Source organism: Pandoraea terrigena (assembly GCF_902459705.1).
GTDB lineage: Bacteria > Pseudomonadota > Gammaproteobacteria > Burkholderiales > Burkholderiaceae > Pandoraea > Pandoraea terrigena.
The window spans coordinates 70,103-90,989 of sequence record NZ_CABPRU010000012.1; the positions used below are offsets into that span (position 1 = coordinate 70,103).

The following is a 20,887-nucleotide window of genomic DNA, read 5'->3' on the forward strand; positions in this document are numbered from 1 at the left end:
GCAGGAGTTCAGGAATCGACGAAACCCCAGGACGCGCCAACCCGCGCGATGGGCAAGCATCCGCACGGGCCAACTCAATCCTAGGGTTTTCCCGGATGATACGCGGTTTCCCGACTTTTGTGTAAACGCTTAACAATGATCTCGCGACGGTTTCCGACGATAGCCCGTCGCGCACCGCGCCGATCCTGCCTACGCCCTCAGACGCCCAGGCCCCAACCGCCGTTACGGCCCGTGTGGGGCCGGCGTCCTACACCGCTCAGCGCCCCACTTCCGCCAGCGCTTTCAGGCTGACCGACAACATGGCCAGGTCCGCATTGCCCGCCGCCACCTGATCGGCCAGCACGCGGTGGTAGCGCGCCAGCGCCTCCGCATGCAGCGTCTCCCAGTGGGCGACGCGACTGCCCGCCGGACTTTGGGTGGCGCCTTCGCCGGCATTGTCCGTATCGTGTTCCGCCTCGCCGCCCGCCAGCACGCTGGCCGTCAGTCGGCGGCGCAACACCGACAATTCTTCGAGCAGCGTGGCGCGCGCGAGTCGCTGCCAGTGCGTCTGCATCGGCAGGCCGAGCACACCGGTCTGGAGCCAGCCGAAACCAAGCGGCGCGTCGAGGGCAAAGTACACCTGCGCGGCCAGCGACGCGTCGCACCCGCCGGTGCTCGCCACTTCGGCAATGTCGAGCAACGCCACCCGCGCGCCGACGCCCGCCGCGGTCTGGGCAAGCAATGGGGGCACGCCCGCGTCGACCATGGCCTGGGATTGCGCCCGCGCATCATCGGCAGCCGCGCCGCTGACCAGGGTGTCCAGCGTCGGCAGGATGGGCGCGAGCACGCCGCGCAGTCGCTCGACAGTCTCGGGCACCTGGGTCAGGCGCCGCCGCAGGAACCACAAGGTGGCCTGCTCATGCCACTGCGCAATCGCCGCAAAGAGCGACGCCTGCGTCTCGTGCGAGACGCGCGCGTCGAGCGCATCGATCTCGCCCCACAACGTGCCAAGGTCGTAGGCCCCGCGCGCCGCCAGACTCGCCCGCACGACATCGGCCGGCTCGGCCCCGGTTTCCTCGCTGAGGCGATGGACGAACGTCACCCCCGCCCGATTGACGAGCGCATTGGCATGCATCGTCGCAAGGATCTCGCGCTTGAGCGGATGGCGCCCCATCGCGGCGCCACATCGGCTCGCCAGCGGCGTGGGGAAGTACGACGGCAGGTCCTCGGCAACGAAGTCGGCGTCGGGCAGATCGCTCGCGAGCAACAGGTCGTAGAGCCACATCTTGCTGTAGGCCATGAGCACCGCACGCTCGGGCGAGGTCAGCCCCGTGCCCGCGGCACGCCGCGCATCGAGTGTTTCGTCGTCGGGCAGGAACTCGATGGCGCGCGAAAGCCGCTGTGCCCGCTCCAGGTACCGCATGAAGTGCGCCTCGTCGTCGAGCGACGCCACCGTTCGCAGCCGTCCCAGCGAGAGCGCCTGCGTCTGCAGATAGTTGTCGCGCAGCACGAGCGTGCCGACTTCCTCGGTCATTTCCGCGAGCAACGTGTTGCGCTGCTTCAGCGTCATTTCGCCGTCCGTCACCACCAGGCCCAACAGGATCTTGATGTTGACCTCGTGATCGGAACAGTCGACACCCGCCGAATTGTCGATGGCATCGGTGTTGATGCGTCCGCCCTGCTGGGCATATTCGATGCGCCCGAGCTGGGTCAGCCCCAGGTTGCCCCCCTCGGCCACGACCTTGCAGCGCAGTTCGGCGCCATTCACGCGCAAGCCGTCGTTGGCACGATCGCCCACCTGCGCATGCGTCTCGGTGCTCGCTTTCACGTAGGTACCGATACCGCCGTTGTAGAGCAGATCGACCGGCGCTTTCAACAACGCGCGCAACAGATCGTTCGGCGCCATTTCCGTCGCCTCGGTGCCGATCAGCGCTCTCACCTGTGCCGAGAGCGCGATGGCCTTGGCCGTGCGCGGGAACACGCCCCCGCCCGCCGAAATCAACCGCGTGTCGTAATCGGCCCAACTGGAACGCGGCAGTTGGAACATGCGCTCGCGCTCGGCATATGACGCGGTGGCATCGGGCGTGGGGTCGAGGAAGATGTGCCGATGGTCGAACGCCGCCACGAGCCGGATGTGTTTCGAGAGCAACATGCCGTTTCCGAAAACATCGCCCGACATATCGCCGATGCCCACCACCGTGAAGTCCTGCGTCTGCGTGTCGACACCCATCTCGCTGAAGTGACGCTTGACGGACTCCCACGCACCACGCGCCGTGATGGCCATCTTCTTGTGGTCGTAGCCGACCGAGCCACCGGACGCAAAGGCATCGCCAAGCCAGAACCCGTACTCTGCCGAAATGCCATTGGCATAATCCGAAAATGTCGCCGTGCCCTTGTCGGCCGCGACGACGAGATAGGGGTCGTCGCCGTCGATCCGCACGGTCTGCGGCGGCGGCACCAACTGCCCGTCGACATAGTTGTCGGTCAGATCGAGCAGCCCGCGCAGGAACGTCTGGTAACACGCCACGCCCTCGGCCAGATAGGCGTCCCGGTCGCCCGGCGCGGGCGGCTGCTTCACCACGAAACCGCCCTTCGAGCCGACCGGCACGATGACGGTGTTCTTCACCATCTGCGCCTTGACGAGACCCAGGACCTCGGTGCGGAAGTCCTCACGGCGATCCGACCAGCGCAAGCCACCTCGCGCCACGCGCCCCCCACGCAGGTGTACCCCCTCCACGCGCGGCGAATACACCCAGATCTCGAACATCGGCTTCGGCTCCGGCAAGCCCGGCACCTTCGACGGATCGAACTTGAACGACAGGTAGGTCTTCTGCGTCACGCCGTCCCTGCCCGTCTGGAAGTAGTTGGTGCGCAAGGTCGCTTCGAGCACGCCAAGGAACTGACGCAGGATGCGGTCCTCGTCGAGGTTGGGAACGTCTTCGAGCGCCGCGTGAATCTGGGCCCGCAGTCGCGCCGCCTGCGACGCACTGGCCTCCGCGCCCAACGCCGGATCAAAGCGGGCGAGGAACAACCGCACGAGCATGCCCGATATCGACGCATTGCCCGTCAGCGCATTCTCGATGTACGCGTTGCTGAAGGTCGATCCCACCTGGCGGATGTACTTCGCGTAGGCGCGCAGAATGCGGACTTCGCGCCACGTGAGACCGGCGCTCAAGACCAACCGGTTGAGGTCGTCGTTCTCGACGTCGCCCGCCCAGATGCGCGCGAACGCCTCCTCGAAGCGCAAGCGGGCATGCTCCAGGTCGACGTCCGCGCCATCGAGGCTCGTCATGCCGAAGTCGTGCATCCAGACGACACCGGTGTCAGCCGGCTCGATCCGGTAGGGACGCTCGTCGTTCACGCGTACCCCGAGGTGCTCGAGCATCGGCAGGCTGCGCGAGAGCGCGATGGGCTCGCCCGCCTGGTAGATCTTGAAACGCAGCGTGCCCGGCGCGGCCTCCAGCGGCCGGTAGAGCTGCATGGCCAGCGGCGTGGCGCCGGCGGACTCGGCGGGCACCGTCCGTCCGGGACTCAGCAGCGGCTCGATCAACTCGACATCGCGCACCGCCATGCGCGCCACGTAGTCCTCGCGATACGCCGCGGGGAACGCCTGCGCGTACCGGCGCAGCGCGCGCGTGCCGCGCTCTTCACCAAACTGCTCGCGCAGCGCATCGGACAGATCGTCCTGCCAGCGGCGAGTCGCCTCGACGATGCGCATTTCCAGTTCGTTCACATCGACATCCGGCACGTTTCCCGGCTCGGTGCGCACCGTGATGTGAATGCGCGCGAGCATCGACTCGGAGAGCTGCGGCGTGAATTCGACGCTGGTCCCGTGATAGGCCGCCTGCAACAGGTTTTGCACACGGACACGCAAATCCGTGTTGAATTTCTCGCGCGGCACGAACACGAGGCACGACACGAAGCGATCGAAACGGTCGCGTCGCACGAACAGCCGCGTGCGCTGACGCTCCTGCAATCGCAGGATGCCCAGCGCAATATTGGCCAGGGGATCGACGTCGATCTGGAACAGTTCGTCGCGCGGGTATTGTTCGAGGATCGTGGCGAGCGTCTTGGCCAGATGCCCATTCGGCAGGAAGCCGGTGCGTCCGATCACTTCGGCAACCTTGCGCCGTACGAGCGGAATCTCTTCGACCGGCACCATGTAGACGTTCGAGGTGTAAAGCCCAAGGAAGCGCCGCTCGCCGCACACGCGCCCCTGCGCATCGAAGCTTTTGACGCCCACGTAATCAAGATAGCCAGGGCGATGGACGCTTGCCCGCGAATTGGCCTTCGTCAAGAAGATGGGCGTACTCGTGCGGGCCACGCCGATGGCACCGGGCGATAGCCGCGTCTCGTCGGGGCTGCTGGCGTCGCGACGGGCCTCGCGCAACACGCCAAGACCGGTGCCCACCACGCCTTGCAGGTAGTGCTCGCCGTCGCGCACGACCAGCGCGTAGTCGCGATAGCCGAGCAACGTGAAGTGACGGGCCAGCATCCAGTCGAGAAACGCCTGCGCCTCGTCGATTTCCGCGCGCTCCGGCGGACTCACGCTCTTTTGCTCGGCACGCTGGCGCAGCGACTCGATGGCCGCATGCGCGGCCGCCTGCATCGCACGCCAGTCCTCGACCGCCGCGCGCACGTCGCCAAGCACACGTTGCAGACCGTCGGCCAGTGCCTGGAGGCGCTCCGGCTCGGAAAAGCGGTCGACTTCGATGTGGATATACGATTCGAAATGGCTGCCGTCGGCGGTGGCCTCGCCGCCGCTCTGCGCCGTGGCGCCGGGCGCCAGCAGCGCCCCGACGTCATCACCGTTGGCGTCCGCAGCACGATCTCCCGCGGACGCCGCCTGGCCGAGTCCGCCACCCGGCGCCACGGCGAGGCGGCGTCCGCCAGCGTCGCGCTGGATGCGGTAGACGGGGTGAAATGCGGAATGCAGTGCGAGCCCCTGCCGGTTGATTTCCATCGTCACCGAATCGACGAGAAACGGCATGTCGTCATTGACGATCTCGATGACCGTATGACTGCAATGCCAGCCGTGCTGATCGAGCGTCGGGTTGTAAATGCGGATGCGAGGCTCGCCGCTGACGAATTTCTGGCCGAGCTGCCAATGCGCCATCGCCGCGCCATACAGGTCGGCGACACTGCGCGAGACGACGTCCTCGGCATCGGCCAGACCATAGTAATGCCGCACGAAGGGCTCGAACAACGCGGCCACGTCGGGCGCACGCTCACCGGCCATCGCGACAACCTCCGCCATATACTGACGGACTTTCTCTTCCGGATTCACGGGCATGGGCAACCTCTGCTGGAATGGACGAGACATCGACAAGCAGAGCCATGCTACGCCCTGCGGCCCCGGACTGGCAACGGCGCGATCCCTAACCCGACAATAGCGCCGACGACAGCGCTGGCGGCACGGCCAATGTCAGCGCCAACGTCGGCGGTCCCGATTGCCCCGGTATAATTGCGCATGAACACAAAAGCCACCGATTCGCGCGCCGACAGCGCCCCCTTTTCGAGCCTGCCGCTCTCACCTGCCATGCAGGAGAACCTCGCACGGCTCGGTTACGTTCTGATGACGCCCATCCAGCAGGCGTCGCTCCCCGATATGCTCGCCGGGCACGACCTCATTGCGCAGGCCAAGACCGGCAGCGGCAAAACCGCCGCGTTCTCGCTCGGCCTGCTCCAGCGGGTCGACGCCCGCGATTTCGCAGTTCAGGCCGCCGTGCTCTGCCCCACCCGCGAACTTGCGGAGCAGGTCGCGCAGGAGGTGCGACGCGTCGCGCGCGCCGAAGACAACATCAAGATCCTCACGCTGTGCGGCGGTGCACCGCTGCGTCCGCAGGCGGAAAGCCTCGCCCACGGTGCGCACGTGGTCGTCGGCACGCCGGGCCGCATCATGGATCACCTGGAGCGCGGCACGCTTTCGCTCGCCGGGCTCAAGACATTGGTGCTCGACGAAGCCGACCGTATGCTCGACATGGGTTTTTTCGACGACATCGCCACCGTCGCGCGTCAGACGCCCGCCTCGCGCCAGACGCTGCTCTTCTCGGCCACGTACCCGGAGGGTATCGCCAAGCTCGCACAACGCCTGCTGCGCTCACCGCGTGAAATTCGCCTGGCCGAAAAGCACGACGCCAGCAAGATTCGCCAGCGCTTCTATGAAGTGCGCGACGACGAACGCCTGCACGCCGTGGGCCAGTTGCTCGATCATTTCCGGCCGGTCAGCACCATCGCGTTCTGCAACACGCGCGCCCAATGCCGCGACCTGACCGACGTGCTGCGCGCCGAAGGCTTTCACGCGCTGATGCTGCATGGCGAGCTGGAACAACGTGAACGCGACCAGGTGCTGATTCAGTTCGCGAACCGCAGTTGCTCGGTGCTGGTCGCCACCGACGTGGCCGCCCGCGGCCTGGACATCGCGCAACTCGAAGCCGTGATCAACGTCGATGTGACGCCCGACCCGGAGGTGTACGTGCACCGCATCGGCCGCACGGGCCGCGCCGACGAAGACGGCTGGGCCTTCAGCCTGGCGAGCATGGACGAGATGGGCCGCGTGGGTAACCTTGAGGCCGCCCTGGGCCACGAAGTGCCGTGGCACAAGCTCTCGGAACTCACGCCGTCGGGGGGCGGACACTTGATGCCACCGATGGTCACGATCCAGATGCTGGGCGGGAAGAAGGACAAGATCCGTCCAGGTGACGTACTCGGCGCCCTCACCGGGGAAGCCGGCTTTGCCGCGACCCAGATCGGCAAGATCAATGTTCTGGATAACTTCACGTATATTGCGGTGGAGCGCGACATCGCCCCGGTCGCGTTGCGCAAGCTGACCGACGGCCGCGTCAAGGGCCGCAAGGTCAAGGTACGATTCCTGCAGGATTAAGGTCGGTTCAGATCCCGACGTCCATCGCCGTTTTCGGTTCGTCCCCGGCGCGCCACGCGCGACAAGGAGGCTGCAATGAGGTCACTGCGTACCCTGTGGTTCTCTCCTGTCGCGCGCCGTGCGCGACGCTCGGCACTTGCTGTCGTGGCGGCCGGCTGGCTGGCGGCATGCAGCACCAAGGGCGTGCCGCCCAACCCTGTCCTCACCGAAGACACGCTCGACGAGTACGCGATCGTCATCGTCGGCCTCGACACACCGCTGCAAAGCACGTGGGGCCCGTGGAACTACTCGGACTTCTCGCAGACGGTGAACGGCATCGTCGGCGGCAAGGTCACGCGAACCCTCAACAGCAATCCGCCAACACACGGCTTCGTGGCCATGCGCGTCTCGCCGCTCATGCGTAACGAGCGCTTCGGCCCGATGGAATTCACGCCGGCCGACAACAGCTATCGCTTCCGTTATTGCAAGGGCCGCAAGGTGCCGACGGTGCAAGTGCACCGGGGCGATGTGGTCTACGCGGGCACGCTGGTGCTCGATAGCCACGACGGCAAGCTGTGGCTGCGCACCGAATTCGACATGGCGGGCGCACGACGCTTCGTTCAGGCGAACTATCCGTCGCTGGCCGGCAAGCTCCAGGCGCAACCGTTTACCTATTTCGAAGTGAAAAGCGAACCCGGCTGCCGCTGAGTCCGGCCGGCGCGCTTACTGCTCCTCGACGTCTTCGCCCGGTGCGAGCACGATCTCCCGGCCTTCGCACAGCGCCTCGGCCCGCGCGCTGAGTTCGCCAGCCACGTCCGCCAGATGCCGACGCAGCGTGTCGGCAAGCACCGACTCGGGTTCGTGCGATGGCCGCAACATCTCGACCGGAAATTCGATGGCCGGCGCGACGCGATACAGACGCTGCGCCTGCACATGGGCACTGGCTGCCGTGAATTGATCGAGCAGCGCGTAGCCCAGACCGTGCTCGACAAGCGCCGCCGCGAGCGAATACGTCTGCACCATCACTTCCGCATCCTGTAGCAATTCGGTCTGCTCCAGACGCTCGTTGATCAGGGCGCCGAGCGGCGTGTCGTCGTGCAGCTTGATGAGATCGCGCCCGGCGAGCGAATCGGCACTGGCCGGCCCGCGCCGCGAGAACTTCGGCCAGGCCGCGGGCACCGCCAGCACGATATGCCCCTGCGCCACCGGGCGGCTCACGATGCCGGCCGCCATCGGCGGGGCCGACACGATGCCCACATCGACCGACGACGTGAGGATCGCCGTAATCATCTCGGTGGTGTGGTGCGTGATGAGTTCAAAGACCACATCGGGATGCGCGCGACGCATGCGCTCGATGGCCGCCGGCAGGAGACTTTGCGCAAGACTTGGCGTCGCGGCGATGCGCAAATGGCCCACGCCATGCTGGCGCAGGTTGCGCGACGTGGTGCGCAGCCGTTCCAGATCGCTGAAGATGCGTTCGACATCGGGATAGAGACGACGCGCTTCGGCGGTCGGCACGAGCCGGCCCTTGACGCGGTCGAACAGCTTGAAGCCGAGTTGCTGTTCGGCATGCTGCAACACGCGCGAGACGACCGGTTGTGAGACGTTGAGCAATTGCGCGGCGCCGCTCGCCGAGCCCGTCAGTACCACCGCGCGAAACGTCTCGATATGCCGCAATTTCATGCCTGGTGTCGTCCCCGTGTCGCCGATATCGGATCGGCGGCAGTGCCGACCCTATAGCCAAAAGACATATGCTGCCTCAAATCCGCATAGGTTACCGAATTTTCTCCCCCTACACTGCGTAGCAAAGGTTGTGTAAAAAGACGGCCGCGAGGCCATCGCCCTCCCGCCACGAATATTTTCCGGCCTTGCATTCCCTGGCTTTTTTCGTTGTCATTCATCGCTATGCATATTGGAGTCATCGGGGCGGGCATCGTCGGCCTCACCAGCGCGTATCAGTTGCTTCGTGCTGGCCACGCCGTCACGGTCATCGACGCCGGACGCGGTCCGGGTCTGGCGACAAGTTTTGCCAACGGCGGCCAACTGAGCTACGGGTACGTGTCGCCGCTGGCCGCCCCCGGCGTACTCTCGCAACTGCCCTCGCTGCTGTTCTCTCGCACGGGGCCGTTGAGAATCAAGCCGTCGTTCGATCCGGACTTCTGGCGCTGGTCGATCGAATTCGTCAAGCATTGCAATGCGCAGGCGAACGCCAGTTCCACGTTGCGTCTGCTCTCGCTTGGCCTGCACAGCCGTGAGGTGATGCAAGAATTTCTGGCGCGGGAATCGGTGTCGTTCGATTACCGCCCGAGTGGCAAGCTGGTGGTGTACCGCAGCGCTGAAAAGCTTGCCGCCGCCGAACGCTCGCTCGAACTGGCCAACGGCCTCGGCTACGCACAGCGACGCGTCAACGCCGCGACATGCGCCACGCTGGAGCCCGCGCTGGGGAAGATCGCCAGCGAGTTGGCCGGCGGGATTCACACGCCGGGCGAAGGCACCGGCGACTGCCAGTCGTTGTGCGAGGAACTGGCGCGGCTCGTCGATGCACACGCCGACGGCAAGCTGTTGTATGGGCACGAAGTGACCGGCTTCGACGCGCGTGGCGGCGCGGTGCAGTCGATTCGCACACACATGGGCGACGTGGCCGTCGATGCCTGCGTCGTCGCCAACGGCCTGGCCGCCATGCCGTTGCTGCGCAAGATCGGTGAGTCGGTGTCGCTGTATCCGCTCAAGGGTTACAGCCTGACGTATCGCGACGCCCCGGCCAGCGCGCGTCCACAGGTGTCGGTGACGGATGCCGACAACAAGGTCGTCTACGCCAGCCTCGGCAAGCATCTGCGCGTGGCGGGCATGGCCGACCTGGTGGGTTACGACTATCGCATCGCGGCCCGGCGCATCCAGGCGCTGCGCAAGCTCTCGGCGGGGCTGTTTCCCGCATTGGGCGGCGCGCATGCCCCGCTGGAATGGACCGGCATGCGACCGGCCACGCCGCACGGCCGCCCGATTCTCCAGCGCGGGCACTCGCTGGGCAATCTGTGGCTGAATGTTGGCCATGGCGGGTTGGGATTCACCCTGTCGATGGGCGCGGCGCGCGTGATTGCCGATGCCATCGACGGCAAACGCCCCGCTGTCGACCTGGCAGGGTTTGCCCGGCTGGCCGCGTGAATCGCCGTGATCGACCATCGCCGACCTCGCGTGTCGATGGCCGTCATGACGAGACCCGACACGAGGTGCCCGGGACGTCGCGTCCACGGGGACCGGCGGGAGAAAGTGTCGGGCGTATCGGGTTATATCAGTGTTTTTGGCAGTTGACATACCAACGGCGCGGACCACCGTGCCATTCACTTCCGATAGGACAGAGACCATGAAGAAGCTGTTTGCTCCCCTGCTGCTCGTCAGCGCCGCCGCCGCCCTGTTCGCGCACACCGCGAGCGCACAGGAACTGACCGGCACGCTCAAGAAGATCAAGGACACCGGCGTGATCGCTCTCGGGGTGCGCGAGTCGTCGATTCCGTTCTCATACACGGACAACTCGGGCAAGACGATTGGCTACTCGCAGGAGATCGCACTCAAGATCGTCGACGCCGTCAAGAAAGACCTGAACCTGCCGAACCTGAAGGTCACGGAGACGCCGATCACGTCGCAGAACCGCATCGTGCTGGTGCAGAACGGCACGATCGATCTGGAATGCGGCTCGACCACGCACACGTTCGAGCGTGCGAAGCAAGTGGGCTTCTCGCACAACATTTTCCTCTACTCGATCAAGATGATCGCCAAGTCGGGCTCGGGCATCACCGACCTGAACAGCTTGAAAGGCAAGACGATCGCGACGACCGCCGGCACGACCGCCGACCGGATTCTCTCTGGCAAGAAGGCCGAGATCGGCTTCAACCTGATTCAGACGAAGGAACACTCGGATGGCTTCCTGACGGTCAAGCAAGGCCGCGCCGTCGCCTTCGTGATGGATGAGCCGCTGCTCTATGGCCAGCGCGCCTCCCTGCCGGCCGATGAGGCGAAGGGCTACGAAGTCGTCGGCCCGAACCTCCAGTTCGAAAACTATGCGTGCATGCTGCGCCGCGACGATCCGGCATTCACGAAGGTCGTAGACACGGTCATCGCCAATATGGAGAAGTCCGGCGAGATGGAGAAGCTGTACAACAAGTGGTTCATGCAACCGGTTCCGCCGAAGAACCAGAACATGCACTACCCCATGACGGCGGAAATGCGCACCATGTTCAAGGATCCGATCACCAAGGCTTACGACTGATCCTGACGGACGCCGCGGTGCGCAGGGGCCATGGTCCCTGCGCACCGCGCGATCCCGATTTTTGCTGTTCCCGCTGATTGCCATCACCATGAATTCGCACGCCACGCTAGGCATCCTCGGCGGCATGGGCCCCGCCGCCGGCATCGACCTCTGCCGCAAGATCGTTGATCAACATCCGGCCCATCGCGATCAGGATCACATCCCGTTCATTCTCTACTCGGTTCCCCAGATCCCCGACCGCACCGAGGCGCTACTGCGCGACGGCGCGTCCCCGCTCGACGGTATGCTCGACGGCGTTCACGCCTTGGAACAGTCCGGTGTCGGCTGCATCGCCATCGCCTGCAACACGGCCCACGCCTGGCTGGAGGCGCTGCGTCATCGCACCCGGCTTCCCGTGCTCGATGTGGTCGACGCCGTCGCGGGCGAACTGTCCCAATGCGTCGCGCCCGGCGCCTCCATCGGCCTGATGGCCACCGAAGGCACCCATCACGCCAACGTCTACCGGCCACGGCTCGAAGCCCTGGGCTATCGTTTCGTTCAGGTTGCCGAACCGCTTGCGCACCAGGCGCTCGTGAACGAAGGCATCCGGCTCACGAAGGCCGGGGAGAGTCGCCGCGGCGGCGAGGCACTGGCCATGGCCATGGAGCTGCTGCTGGCGGCCGGCGCACAACGCGTCATTCTCGGGTGCACGGAAATCCCCGTCGCGCTGGCCACCTGTGAAACACCGCTGGGCCGCTTCGGCCTGGACGCCTCGGCCGCCCTCGCGCGCGCCTGCATCGCCTGGTCGCTCGCGCACGAGACACCCGCTCGCGCTTAACCCCGCCTCTGCCGGTCGCCCACGCGCGAACGCCGGCGCCGTGCCCCCGCGCCACGGGCCGCTGCGGGGGTGGCGGTGTTGCGCCACGGTGACAACATTGCGTGGTGGCCGCCCCTCATGTGCCGTGCGCCCGGGTAGCCCAGGACACGCGAGAGAATCCCGCGAGTGGGCGCCCCAATGTGCAGAAATGCCATATGACAAGCGTTTCCGGCCAAATATCGGCCGTAAGCCAGTTGTCACGCAGGCATAACCCCCGATCGCCTTGTCAGAAAAAACCCTACGCGGGAAAACCTGTGGAAAGCGGCATGAATCGGGGATTCCCGCTACCAAAATCGCTGGCGTCTTTCGTTATAATGGCCCACAATCCATCGGACACCTGCCGGACCAAGGTTCGGCCATGAGCGCCTTTGCCTGAACGGGGAAACACATGGGCCGCAGCGCGCTCGACGTGATGCATGCACAGACAACAACAATGAGTTCAGATCGACTCCCCGCCGGCGTTCCTTTGGTCGAACCCTCGACCCTGGCACCGGCAATCGTCGAGGCCCACGCCCCGGCGCCGGCCCCGGCATTGTCCCGGGCGCTGGTCGAGCTGACCGGCGGACTCTCGGCACATGTTGCAGCCGACGGCCGTTTCCTTTTCATTGCCGAAAGTTCCCTGCGCCTGCTCGAGTATTCGCGCGAGTATGTCGACCACGCGACGCTCTTCGAGCTGACCGGTATCGAAGATGTGCCGGTACTGCAGGACGCCTTCTCCGCCGCCCAGATGCTCGGTCCCCAACAGTGCACGGTACGCCTGCTGCGCGGTCTTACCGACCGGGTCTGGATGCGTCTTCGCATTGCCCAGTTCACACCCCGTATCGCTGGTGCGAGCGCAACCTTCGTCGTGCACGGCGAGGACATCACCGCCTTCAAGGAAAACGAAGCGCGCCTGTCCGATCTGGCGGTGCGCGATGCGGTGACCGGGTTGGGCAATCGTCAGTACATTCACCAATGCATCGTCGAAGCCATCCAGCACGCCCGTGAAGGCGGGCCGAACTTTGCCGTCGCCCTGCTCGATCTGGACGGCTTCAAAAAGGTCAACGACTCGCTTGGTCACGACGTGGGCGATCAGCTCCTGCGCGACGCCGGCCAACGCCTGATCGCGCAGATCCGCGAGACGGACATGGCCGCGCGCATGGGCGGCGACGAGTTCGTGCTCGTGCTGCCCGGCTGCGACGACGAACAGGCGCTCGGCGGCATCATGAAGCGCCTGCTCTCGGCCGTGCAGCAACCGTTCCAGGTCGGCGACCAGTTGCTGCACCTGACCACGAGTATCGGTGTGTCGTTTTATCCTCGGCACGGCGACTCGGCCGGCCTGCTCATCAAGCACGCCGACGCCGCCATGTACTGCGCCAAGGATCGCGGCCGTAACGGCCTGTTCGTCTATACGGACGATCTGGGCGACCTGCATCGCAAGGCGTTCTCGCTCGAATCGGCGATGTTCGAGGCGATTCACAACGGTGAATTCAGCCTGCATTACCAGCCGATCTGCGATCCGATTTCACTGAACGTGAAGGGTGTCGAGGCGCTCATGCGCTGGCATCCGACGCTCGGTCCGGTCTCACCGGCCGAATTCATTCCGCTGGCCGAAGCCAATGGCCTGATCAACCTGCTGGGCGGCTGGGCGTTGCGCGCGGCCTGCATGCAACTCGCGCGCTGGGGTCGCACCCGGCTCGACGGGCTGTACATGTCGGTCAACGTCTCGGCGCAACAATTTCACCATCCATCGTTCCCGAGCCTGGTCTGGCAGGCGATTGCCGACTCCGGGGTAGAGGGTCACCGACTGGTGCTGGAAATTACCGAGAGCGTGCTCATGCGCGACCCGGAGCAGGCCAACCTGGTGCTGCGCGAGTTGCAAACGCTGGGCGTGCGCTTTTCCGTCGACGATTTCGGCGCCGGTTACTCGAGCCTGGGATACCTCAAGCGGTTCCCGCTCTCCGCGCTCAAGATCGACCGCAGCTTCGTGAAAGACATGCCCACGTCACCGAACGACCGTACGATTGTGACCGCCGTCCTGGGACTGGCGCGCGAGCTGGGGCTGTCGGCGGTCGCCGAAGGCGTCGAGACGGAAGAACAGCGGCAGATGCTGATCGAGCGCGGCTGCCATTCCATCCAGGGCTGGCTGGTGTCGAAGGCCCTGCCCGCGGGAGAACTGGAGGCGGCCTTTGCGAGCGGGCGTCTCAATGTGGATGCCGGCCATTGACCGGATAAACCCGCTACCATGAGCCCTACCAAAGAAAAAACGCTCGAATTGCTGTGGCAGCGCCTGGCCGAGCGCGGCGAATTCCCGTCGCTGCAACGCTCCGTCACCGGCATCGTGGCGGCCATGCAAAGCGAGAACACGAGCACGGCCGATCTGGCCTCGTCGGTCCTCTCCGACTTCGCCCTCACCCAGAAGGTGATCCGCCTGGCCAACTCTGCCATGTATGCGCCGTTCGGCTGCAACGTGACAACGGTCTCGCGCGCGATCATGATTCTGGGCGTCGATACGATCGGTCACCTCGCCCTGAGCCTGAAACTGCTTGAGGGTTTCAGCGAAGTCGCAGCACACCGCGACGACATGGCGCGCGAACTCGCGCGCGCAACGCTCGCCAGTGCTTTCGCGCGCGACATCACGGCCAAGAACGGCATTCGCGACGGTGAAGAAGCCGTGGTCTGCACGCTGCTGCACCATGTCGCACGATTGCTCGTGACCTATTGCTTCCCGGCCGAATGGCAGCAAATCCAGGCCCTCGCCGCAGAGCAAGGCATCAGCGACAGCGACGCCTGCGAGCAGGTGCTGGCCATCTCGTTCCCCGAGTTGGCCGAAGCGGCGGCCCGCAAGTGGGGCTTGCCGGAGTCAATCGCGACGAGCATGCGTCCGATCGACCTTGAGGGCGACGCCCCGCTCTCGCACGCCGACTGGCTGTGCGCCGTGGCGAACATGTCCAACGAGATGGTGACGGAACTCACGCGCGGGGCCGACCCGGAGCGTTTGGCCGAACTGGCGGAGCGCTATGCCGACCGGCTCGCCCTGGACGTGAGGGACGTGGTATCCGTGAGCGAGGAAATGGTGCGCGACTCGAGCCACCAGGAATTCATGGCGATCAGCACCCGGGCGTCGAGCGCGGGTCAGGCCCCCGTGGGCAAGCCGTTGGACTCGGCGCGGCGTCTGGCGGCTGGCCTCTCGGAAGTGCGGGCTGCCACCGGCGAGACGGACGCCGTCGGTCTGCTCAACCTGACGCTTGAAGCGATCATGCAGTCGCTGGGCTTCTCCAACTGCGCGGCCTTCGTGCGCGTGCAGGCGAACAAGTCGTTCGAGATGCGCTTCGGCATTGGTCGCGACGTGCAGCCCGTGCTCGGCCTGTCGTTTCCCGAAGCTTTCGCGCCGGACGTCTTCCATCTGGCATTGACCAACGGCCGCGCGATTCTGATCGACAACGCCCGTGAGCCGCGTATCGTGCCTCGCATTCCGCTGTGGCATCGTGAGCATTTCTCGGACGTGAAGTCGTTCTTCCTGCTACCGATTCGCCAACGAAACCAGACCGTGGCGCTGCTTTACGGCGACTGGGGCGGCGCGCTGTGCGCGGGAGGCATCGGCGCGAAAGAGCTGGAATTCCTGCAGCACATGGGCGACGAGATCTCCAGCAAGCTCGAGAGCGTGTCGCAGCAAAATGTCAGCGCGGGCCATGCGGGCAATCCCGGCCATGCCAGCGACATGCTCACCCGCAAGGCCTCAGGCACGACCGGCGGACGCTGAGTCGCCCGGCCTCGCCGCGTTGCGGCATCCCGGCATTCCCATATGCCGGCATTCCCATATCTCGGTGTCTCCAAGATTCATACGTCAACCGCAATCTTTAGTATTGCGGATTCGATATGATCCTCCGCGCCCGGCGGGCGTCGGCCGTCCGGCGCTGGACGATTCGCACGCGGCGAATCGCTACCCGCCGCGCCTCATCAGCCGCACCCCGTGGCGCTTTCTCCTTACGGTATAAGGCTTCCCGAGCCGTCGACCACGGCCGCGCCGACAAGCGTACCCTGTCACGATGCCTCAGCTTTTTTCCGTGACGGCGCGCCGATGACCGGTCACGCCGCCCGCCCGACGGTCCGTTTTGCTTTTTGACCGCTCTCGCTGTGCTCCGGTAAAAAATTTACGCTCGGTTCCACCGTGTAAATCAATTCGTTCCGTCGCACCTGGAGAAGACATGACGCAATCCGCTGCTGTACCGGTGCATCCGGTTGACGAGCGCCTGCCGCTCCCCAAGTTGTTCACGCTGGGCCTGCAACATGTGCTGGTGATGTATGCGGGAGCGGTGGCGGTGCCGCTGATCATTGGCGGCGCGCTCAGGATGTCGGTCGATCAGGTTGCGTTCCTGATCAACGCCGATCTGTTCGCCTGCGGGATCGCCACCTTGATCCAGACACTCGGCCTGTGGATCTTCGGCCTGCGTCTGCCGATCATGATGGGGGTGACGTTTACCGCCGTCACACCGATGATCGCCATCGGCACGAATCCCGATCTCGGACTGCTCGATATCTATGGCGCGACCATTGCCTCTGGCCTGATCGGCATACTGATCGCGCCGCTCATCGGCAAGCTGCTGCGGCTCTTTCCACCGGTGGTGACCGGGACCGTCATCACGGTGATTGGCATCTCGCTCATGGGCGTGGGCATCAACTGGGCGGCCGGCGGCTTCGGCAATCCCGACTACGGCAATCCGCTTTATCTTGGCGTATCGTTCGCCGTGCTCCTGTGCATTCTGTTCGTCACCAAGTACGTGCGCGGCTTCTTCGCCAATATTGCGGTGCTGCTGGGTATTCTGTTCGGCACGATCGTGGCGATGGCGCTCGGCAAGGTGTCGTTTGCGGGCGTGTCCGAGGCACCGTGGTTCGGCTTCGTCATGCCGTTCCATTTCGGCGTGCCGCGCTTCGATCCGATTGCCATCGCGACGATGACGCTGGTCATGCTCGTGACCTTCATCGAATCGACCGGCATGTTCCTGGCGGTGGGCGACATCGTCGGCCGGCCGGTCGATAGGAAGACGCTGGTGCGCGGCTTGCGTGTCGACGGGCTGGGCACGATGATCGGCGGCATCTTCAACACGTTCCCGTACACCTCGTTCTCGCAGAACGTGGGGCTGGTGGGCGTGACCGGGGTGAAGAGCCGCTGGGTGTGTGCGATGGGCGGCCTGATCCTGATCGTGCTGGGCTTGTTTCCGAAGGTGGCGCATGTGGTGGCGTCGGTGCCGCAGTTCGTGCTGGGGGGCGCGGGCATCGTGATGTTCGGCATGGTGACGGCCACGGGTGTGAAGATCCTCTCGACGGTGGATCTCTCGAAGAATCGCTACAACCTGTACATCATCGCGATCAGTATTGGCGTGGGGATGATTCCGGTGGCGTCGGACAAGTTCTTCATGAAACTGCCGCATGCGCTCGCCCCGTTCTTCCATAGCGGCATTCTGCTCGCGTCGATCAGCGCGGTGCTGCTCAACGCGCACTTCAACGGCTTGCGCAGCGAAGCCGAAGCGAGCGCACTCGCGCAAGCGGCCGGCAAGCAGGCCGACGCCTCGCATTGAGCGACGGCGCGACATCCGTCGGCGCGTGGCGGCGCCGGCGGATGTCGCGGGAGTATTCCGTTGAAGTCCCCTTAGTGAAAGTTCCGACTCGAGACCGTGAGTTCGCCGAGCATCGACGAGAGATCGACCAGGCGATGGGCCACCAGATGGGTCACACGCTCCTCGCGTTGCCATACCCCTTCCACCCCCAATAAGGACGACGCCAACAACGCCTTGCGCTGCGACTCGACCAGATCGGGCCAGACGATCACGTTGATGACGCCCGTTTCGTCTTCCAGCGAGACGAAAACCGTGCCATTGGCCGTGCCCGGGCGCTGCCGTCCCGTCACGATGCCCGCCGTGCGCACCCGGCGCCCGTGTACGCCCTCTGTCTGCAAATCCTGCGCCGTTCGCACCCACATCCTCGTGAGCGTCTCGCGCAACAGCAGCAGAGGGTGACGCCGCAGCGTCAACCCCGTGCTCGCGTAATCGGCCACGATGTTCTGCCCCTCGGGCATCGGCGGCAGCGCCACCTGCTCGTCGGCACTGCCCGGCGCCGCGTCGCGCAAGGCCGTCGCCCCCAGCAGCGGCGTGGGCGGCTGCCATGCGGCGACCGTCCAGCGCGCCTGCCGCCGACCGCCGAGCAACGCCGACAGCGCATCGGCGGCCGCCAGGGCGTCGAGATCCCGACGCGACAACGCGGCCCGTGCCGTCAGATCGTCGATGTCGGTCAACGGCCGCTGCCGACGCGCGCGCTCGATCGCCCGCGCCCCGTCGTCGGACAGGCCCTTGACCAGCGACAGCCCCAGTCGCACCGCCGGCCGGCGGGCATTGCCATACCGCCCGATGCGCGCCTCGGGACGCGATTCGACATCGCTCACGCAAACATCGACCGGGCGCACCTCGACATGATGCCGCCGTGCATCCTGCACCAACTGCGACGCCGAATAGAATCCCATCGGCAAACTGTTGAGCAACCCGCACAGGAACATCTCCGGCGCATGGCACTTGAGCCACGCACTCGCATAGGCGAGCAGCGCGAAGCTCGCCGCATGACTCTCCGGAAAGCCGTACTCGCCAAAGCCCTCGATCTGGCGACAGATGGCCTCGGCAAACTCGCGCGGATAACCGTTTTTCAGCATCCCGTCGATGATGCGGGTCTGGAACTTCTCGAGCCCGCCCTTGCGCTTCCAGGCCGCCATCGAACGACGCAACTGATCGGCATCACCGGGCGAGAAATCAGCGGCGATCATCGCGATCTGCATCACCTGCTCCTGAAAGATCGGCACGCCCAGCGTGCGCTCGAGCGCGGCCTTGATCTCCTCGCGTGGATAGACCACGTCCTCCTTGCCCTGCTTGCGACGCAGGTACGGATGCACCATCCCGCCCTGAATCGGCCCCGGCCGCACGATCGCCACCTCGATCACCAGGTCGTAGAACTTGTCCGGCTTCAGGCGCGGCAACATGCTCATCTGCGCACGCGACTCGATCTGGAAGACACCGACGGTATCGGCGCGACGAATCATGCCGTACGTCGCCGGATCATCGCGCGGAATGTCCGCCAGCGAGATCGGCGCACCGCGCCATTCGCCGAGCAGATCGAGCGTGCGGCGCAACGCACTCAGCATGCCAAGCGCCAGCACGTCGACCTTGAGCAGCTTGAGCGTTTCGATATCGTCCTTGTCCCACTGAATGACGTAGCGCTTGTCCATCGCTGCCGGCGCAATCGGCACCAGCCGCGAGAGCTTGTCGCGCGAAATCACGAAGCCGCCCACGTGCTGCGACAAATGCCGGGGAAAGCCGATCAGCCGTGCGACCAGATCGGCCCATAGCCGCGTGGTCGGGGCATCGGGCGACAGCCCTTGCGCCGCCATGCGCGCGAGCAGATTCTCGCGACCGTCCCACCACTGCTGGCTCTGCGCGACCTGCTCGACAATCGACAGATCGATGCCCAGCGCCCGCCCCGTGTCGCGCACCGCACTGCGCATGCGATACGAGATCACCGTCGCGGCCAGCGCCGCCCGGTCGGTGCCGTACTTGTCGTAGATGTACTGGATCACCACTTCGCGCCGTTGATGCTCGAAGTCCACATCGATATCGGGTGGCTCGTTGCGCTCCTTCGACAGAAACCGCCCGAACAGCACCTGCACCTCGTCTGGATTGACGGCCGTGATCCCCAGGCAATAGCACACCGCCGAGTTGGCCGCCGACCCGCGCCCCTGACACAGGATGTTCTGGCTGCGGGCGAAACGCACGATGTCGTAGACCGTCAGGAAATACGGCTCGTACTCCAGTTCCCGGATCAACGTCAGTTCGCTCTCGATGAGATGACGCACCTTCTGCGGCACCCCGTTCGGATAGCGCTGCGCCACCCCGGCCTCGACTTCCTGACGCAAATACGTCACCGGCGTATGCCCGGCGGGCACCAGTTCCTCCGGATACTCGTAACGCAGGCTGCGCAGATCGAAATGACAACGCGAGGCGATGGCGATCGTTTGCGCCAGGGCGTCCGGCGGATAGAGCCATGCGAGCCGCAGCCGCGTGCGCAGATGCTGCTCCGCATTGGCGGCAAGTGCCAACCCGCAAGCCTGCACCGGTTTGCCCAGCCCAATGGCGGTGAGCATGTCCTGCAACGGCTTGCGCGAGCGCACGTGCATGAGGACATGGCCAGTGGCGACGAGCGGCACGTCGCACTCGGTGGAGATCGCGCGCAGCCGGGCCAGATGCGCGTCGTCGTCGGCTCGGTGACGGCGTTCGAGCGCAAGCCACACGCGTCCTGCGCCGAACGTCTGCGCCGCCCAGCGGGTTTGGGCCAGCGTGCGCTCGGAACTCGCACCGGCCTCCGGCACCAGGATGATCAGGCACCCCGGCAGGCCGCGCAGATGGGCCTGCCCGGCTGCCGGCGCGCTGAAGTCTCGCGCATGCAGACGATAACTGCGCTTCGGGCCGCGCATGCGACCGAGTGTAATCATCTCGGAGAGATTGCCGTAGCCTTCGCGATGCTGCGCAAGCGCGACCAGGTGCACGCGGCCCAGCGCGGATGCGGTGTCCTCGGGCGTCAGACGAAACTCGCTGCCCACGATCAACGACACCGACGGATGCTGCACCGCCTCGGCGAGCGCGCGAACAACACCGGCCAGCGAGCACTCATCGGTCATGGCCAGCGCGGTGTAGCCCAGGTGCGCGGCCCGTGCGATCAGTTCCTCCGGATGCGACGCCCCGCGCTGAAACGAGAAATTCGACAGACAGTGCAGTTCGGCATAGGCCGGCAGGCTGCCATCGTCGGCGGCACGCGGATCGGCGCCCGGGGTATCGGCAGGCTCGTCATTGGCGGCCAGCCCTTCGGTCGGGCCTTGCCACGGCAGGAAATCGTCGAAATTCATCACGCA

11 protein-coding genes are annotated in these 20,887 nt (G+C 65.3%); 8 read left to right on the forward strand and 3 right to left on the reverse strand.

The genetic code is table 11. The features are described 5' to 3' along the window. Positions 1-256: 256 nt before the first annotated feature. Positions 257-5,272, reverse strand: coding sequence for an NAD-glutamate dehydrogenase (locus PTE31013_RS20195; RefSeq protein WP_150614424.1), 5,016 nt, complete (start codon positions 5,270-5,272; stop codon positions 257-259). A 177-nt stretch (positions 5,273-5,449) separates the two neighbouring features. On the opposite strand from PTE31013_RS20195, the gene dbpA reads away from it, so the two are divergent. Continuing rightward, on the forward strand, positions 5,450-6,862 hold the full coding sequence (dbpA, locus tag PTE31013_RS20200; protein WP_150614425.1) for an ATP-dependent RNA helicase DbpA: 1,413 nt from the start codon (positions 5,450-5,452) through the stop codon (positions 6,860-6,862). Positions 6,863-6,937: 75 nt separating this feature from the next. Then, positions 6,938-7,549, forward strand: a complete 612-nt coding sequence (locus PTE31013_RS20205; protein ID WP_150614426.1) for a hypothetical protein — start codon at positions 6,938-6,940, stop codon at positions 7,547-7,549. A gap of 15 nt (positions 7,550-7,564) precedes the next feature. Here the strand turns inward: PTE31013_RS20205 and PTE31013_RS20210 are convergent, their stop codons facing one another. Continuing rightward, positions 7,565-8,524, reverse strand: coding sequence for a LysR family transcriptional regulator (locus PTE31013_RS20210; protein ID WP_150614427.1), 960 nt, complete (start codon positions 8,522-8,524; stop codon positions 7,565-7,567). A 222-nt stretch (positions 8,525-8,746) separates the two neighbouring features. On the opposite strand from PTE31013_RS20210, the gene PTE31013_RS20215 reads away from it, so the two are divergent. The 6 genes from PTE31013_RS20215 (at position 8,747) to PTE31013_RS20240 (ending at position 17,519) form a co-directional block, all read left to right on the forward strand. Beyond that, positions 8,747-10,003, forward strand: coding sequence for a D-amino acid dehydrogenase (locus PTE31013_RS20215; protein WP_150614428.1), 1,257 nt, complete (start codon positions 8,747-8,749; stop codon positions 10,001-10,003). Positions 10,004-10,202: 199 nt separating this feature from the next. Then, on the forward strand, positions 10,203-11,105 hold the full coding sequence (locus tag PTE31013_RS20220; RefSeq protein ID WP_150614429.1) for a transporter substrate-binding domain-containing protein: 903 nt from the start codon (positions 10,203-10,205) through the stop codon (positions 11,103-11,105). A 61-nt stretch (positions 11,106-11,166) separates the two neighbouring features. Then, a complete protein-coding gene (cuyB, locus tag PTE31013_RS20225; protein WP_150614430.1) occupies positions 11,167-11,922 on the forward strand; it encodes a cysteate racemase in 756 nt (251 codons plus the stop codon). 472 nt (positions 11,923-12,394) lie between these two features. Further along, positions 12,395-14,167, forward strand: a complete 1,773-nt coding sequence (locus PTE31013_RS20230) for a putative bifunctional diguanylate cyclase/phosphodiesterase (RefSeq protein WP_174978647.1) — start codon at positions 12,395-12,397, stop codon at positions 14,165-14,167. 18 nt (positions 14,168-14,185) lie between these two features. Then, positions 14,186-15,703: an HDOD domain-containing protein gene (locus PTE31013_RS20235; RefSeq protein ID WP_150614432.1), complete on the forward strand. Its 1,518-nt coding sequence runs from the start codon at positions 14,186-14,188 to the stop codon at positions 15,701-15,703. A gap of 445 nt (positions 15,704-16,148) precedes the next feature. Then, positions 16,149-17,519, forward strand: coding sequence for a nucleobase:cation symporter-2 family protein (locus tag PTE31013_RS20240; protein WP_150614433.1), 1,371 nt, complete (start codon positions 16,149-16,151; stop codon positions 17,517-17,519). Positions 17,520-17,590: 71 nt separating this feature from the next. On the opposite strand, the gene PTE31013_RS20245 is transcribed toward PTE31013_RS20240, so the two are convergent. Continuing rightward, positions 17,591-20,881, reverse strand: coding sequence for an error-prone DNA polymerase (locus PTE31013_RS20245; protein ID WP_150614434.1), 3,291 nt, complete (start codon positions 20,879-20,881; stop codon positions 17,591-17,593). Between the last annotated feature and the right edge of the window lie 6 nt (positions 20,882-20,887).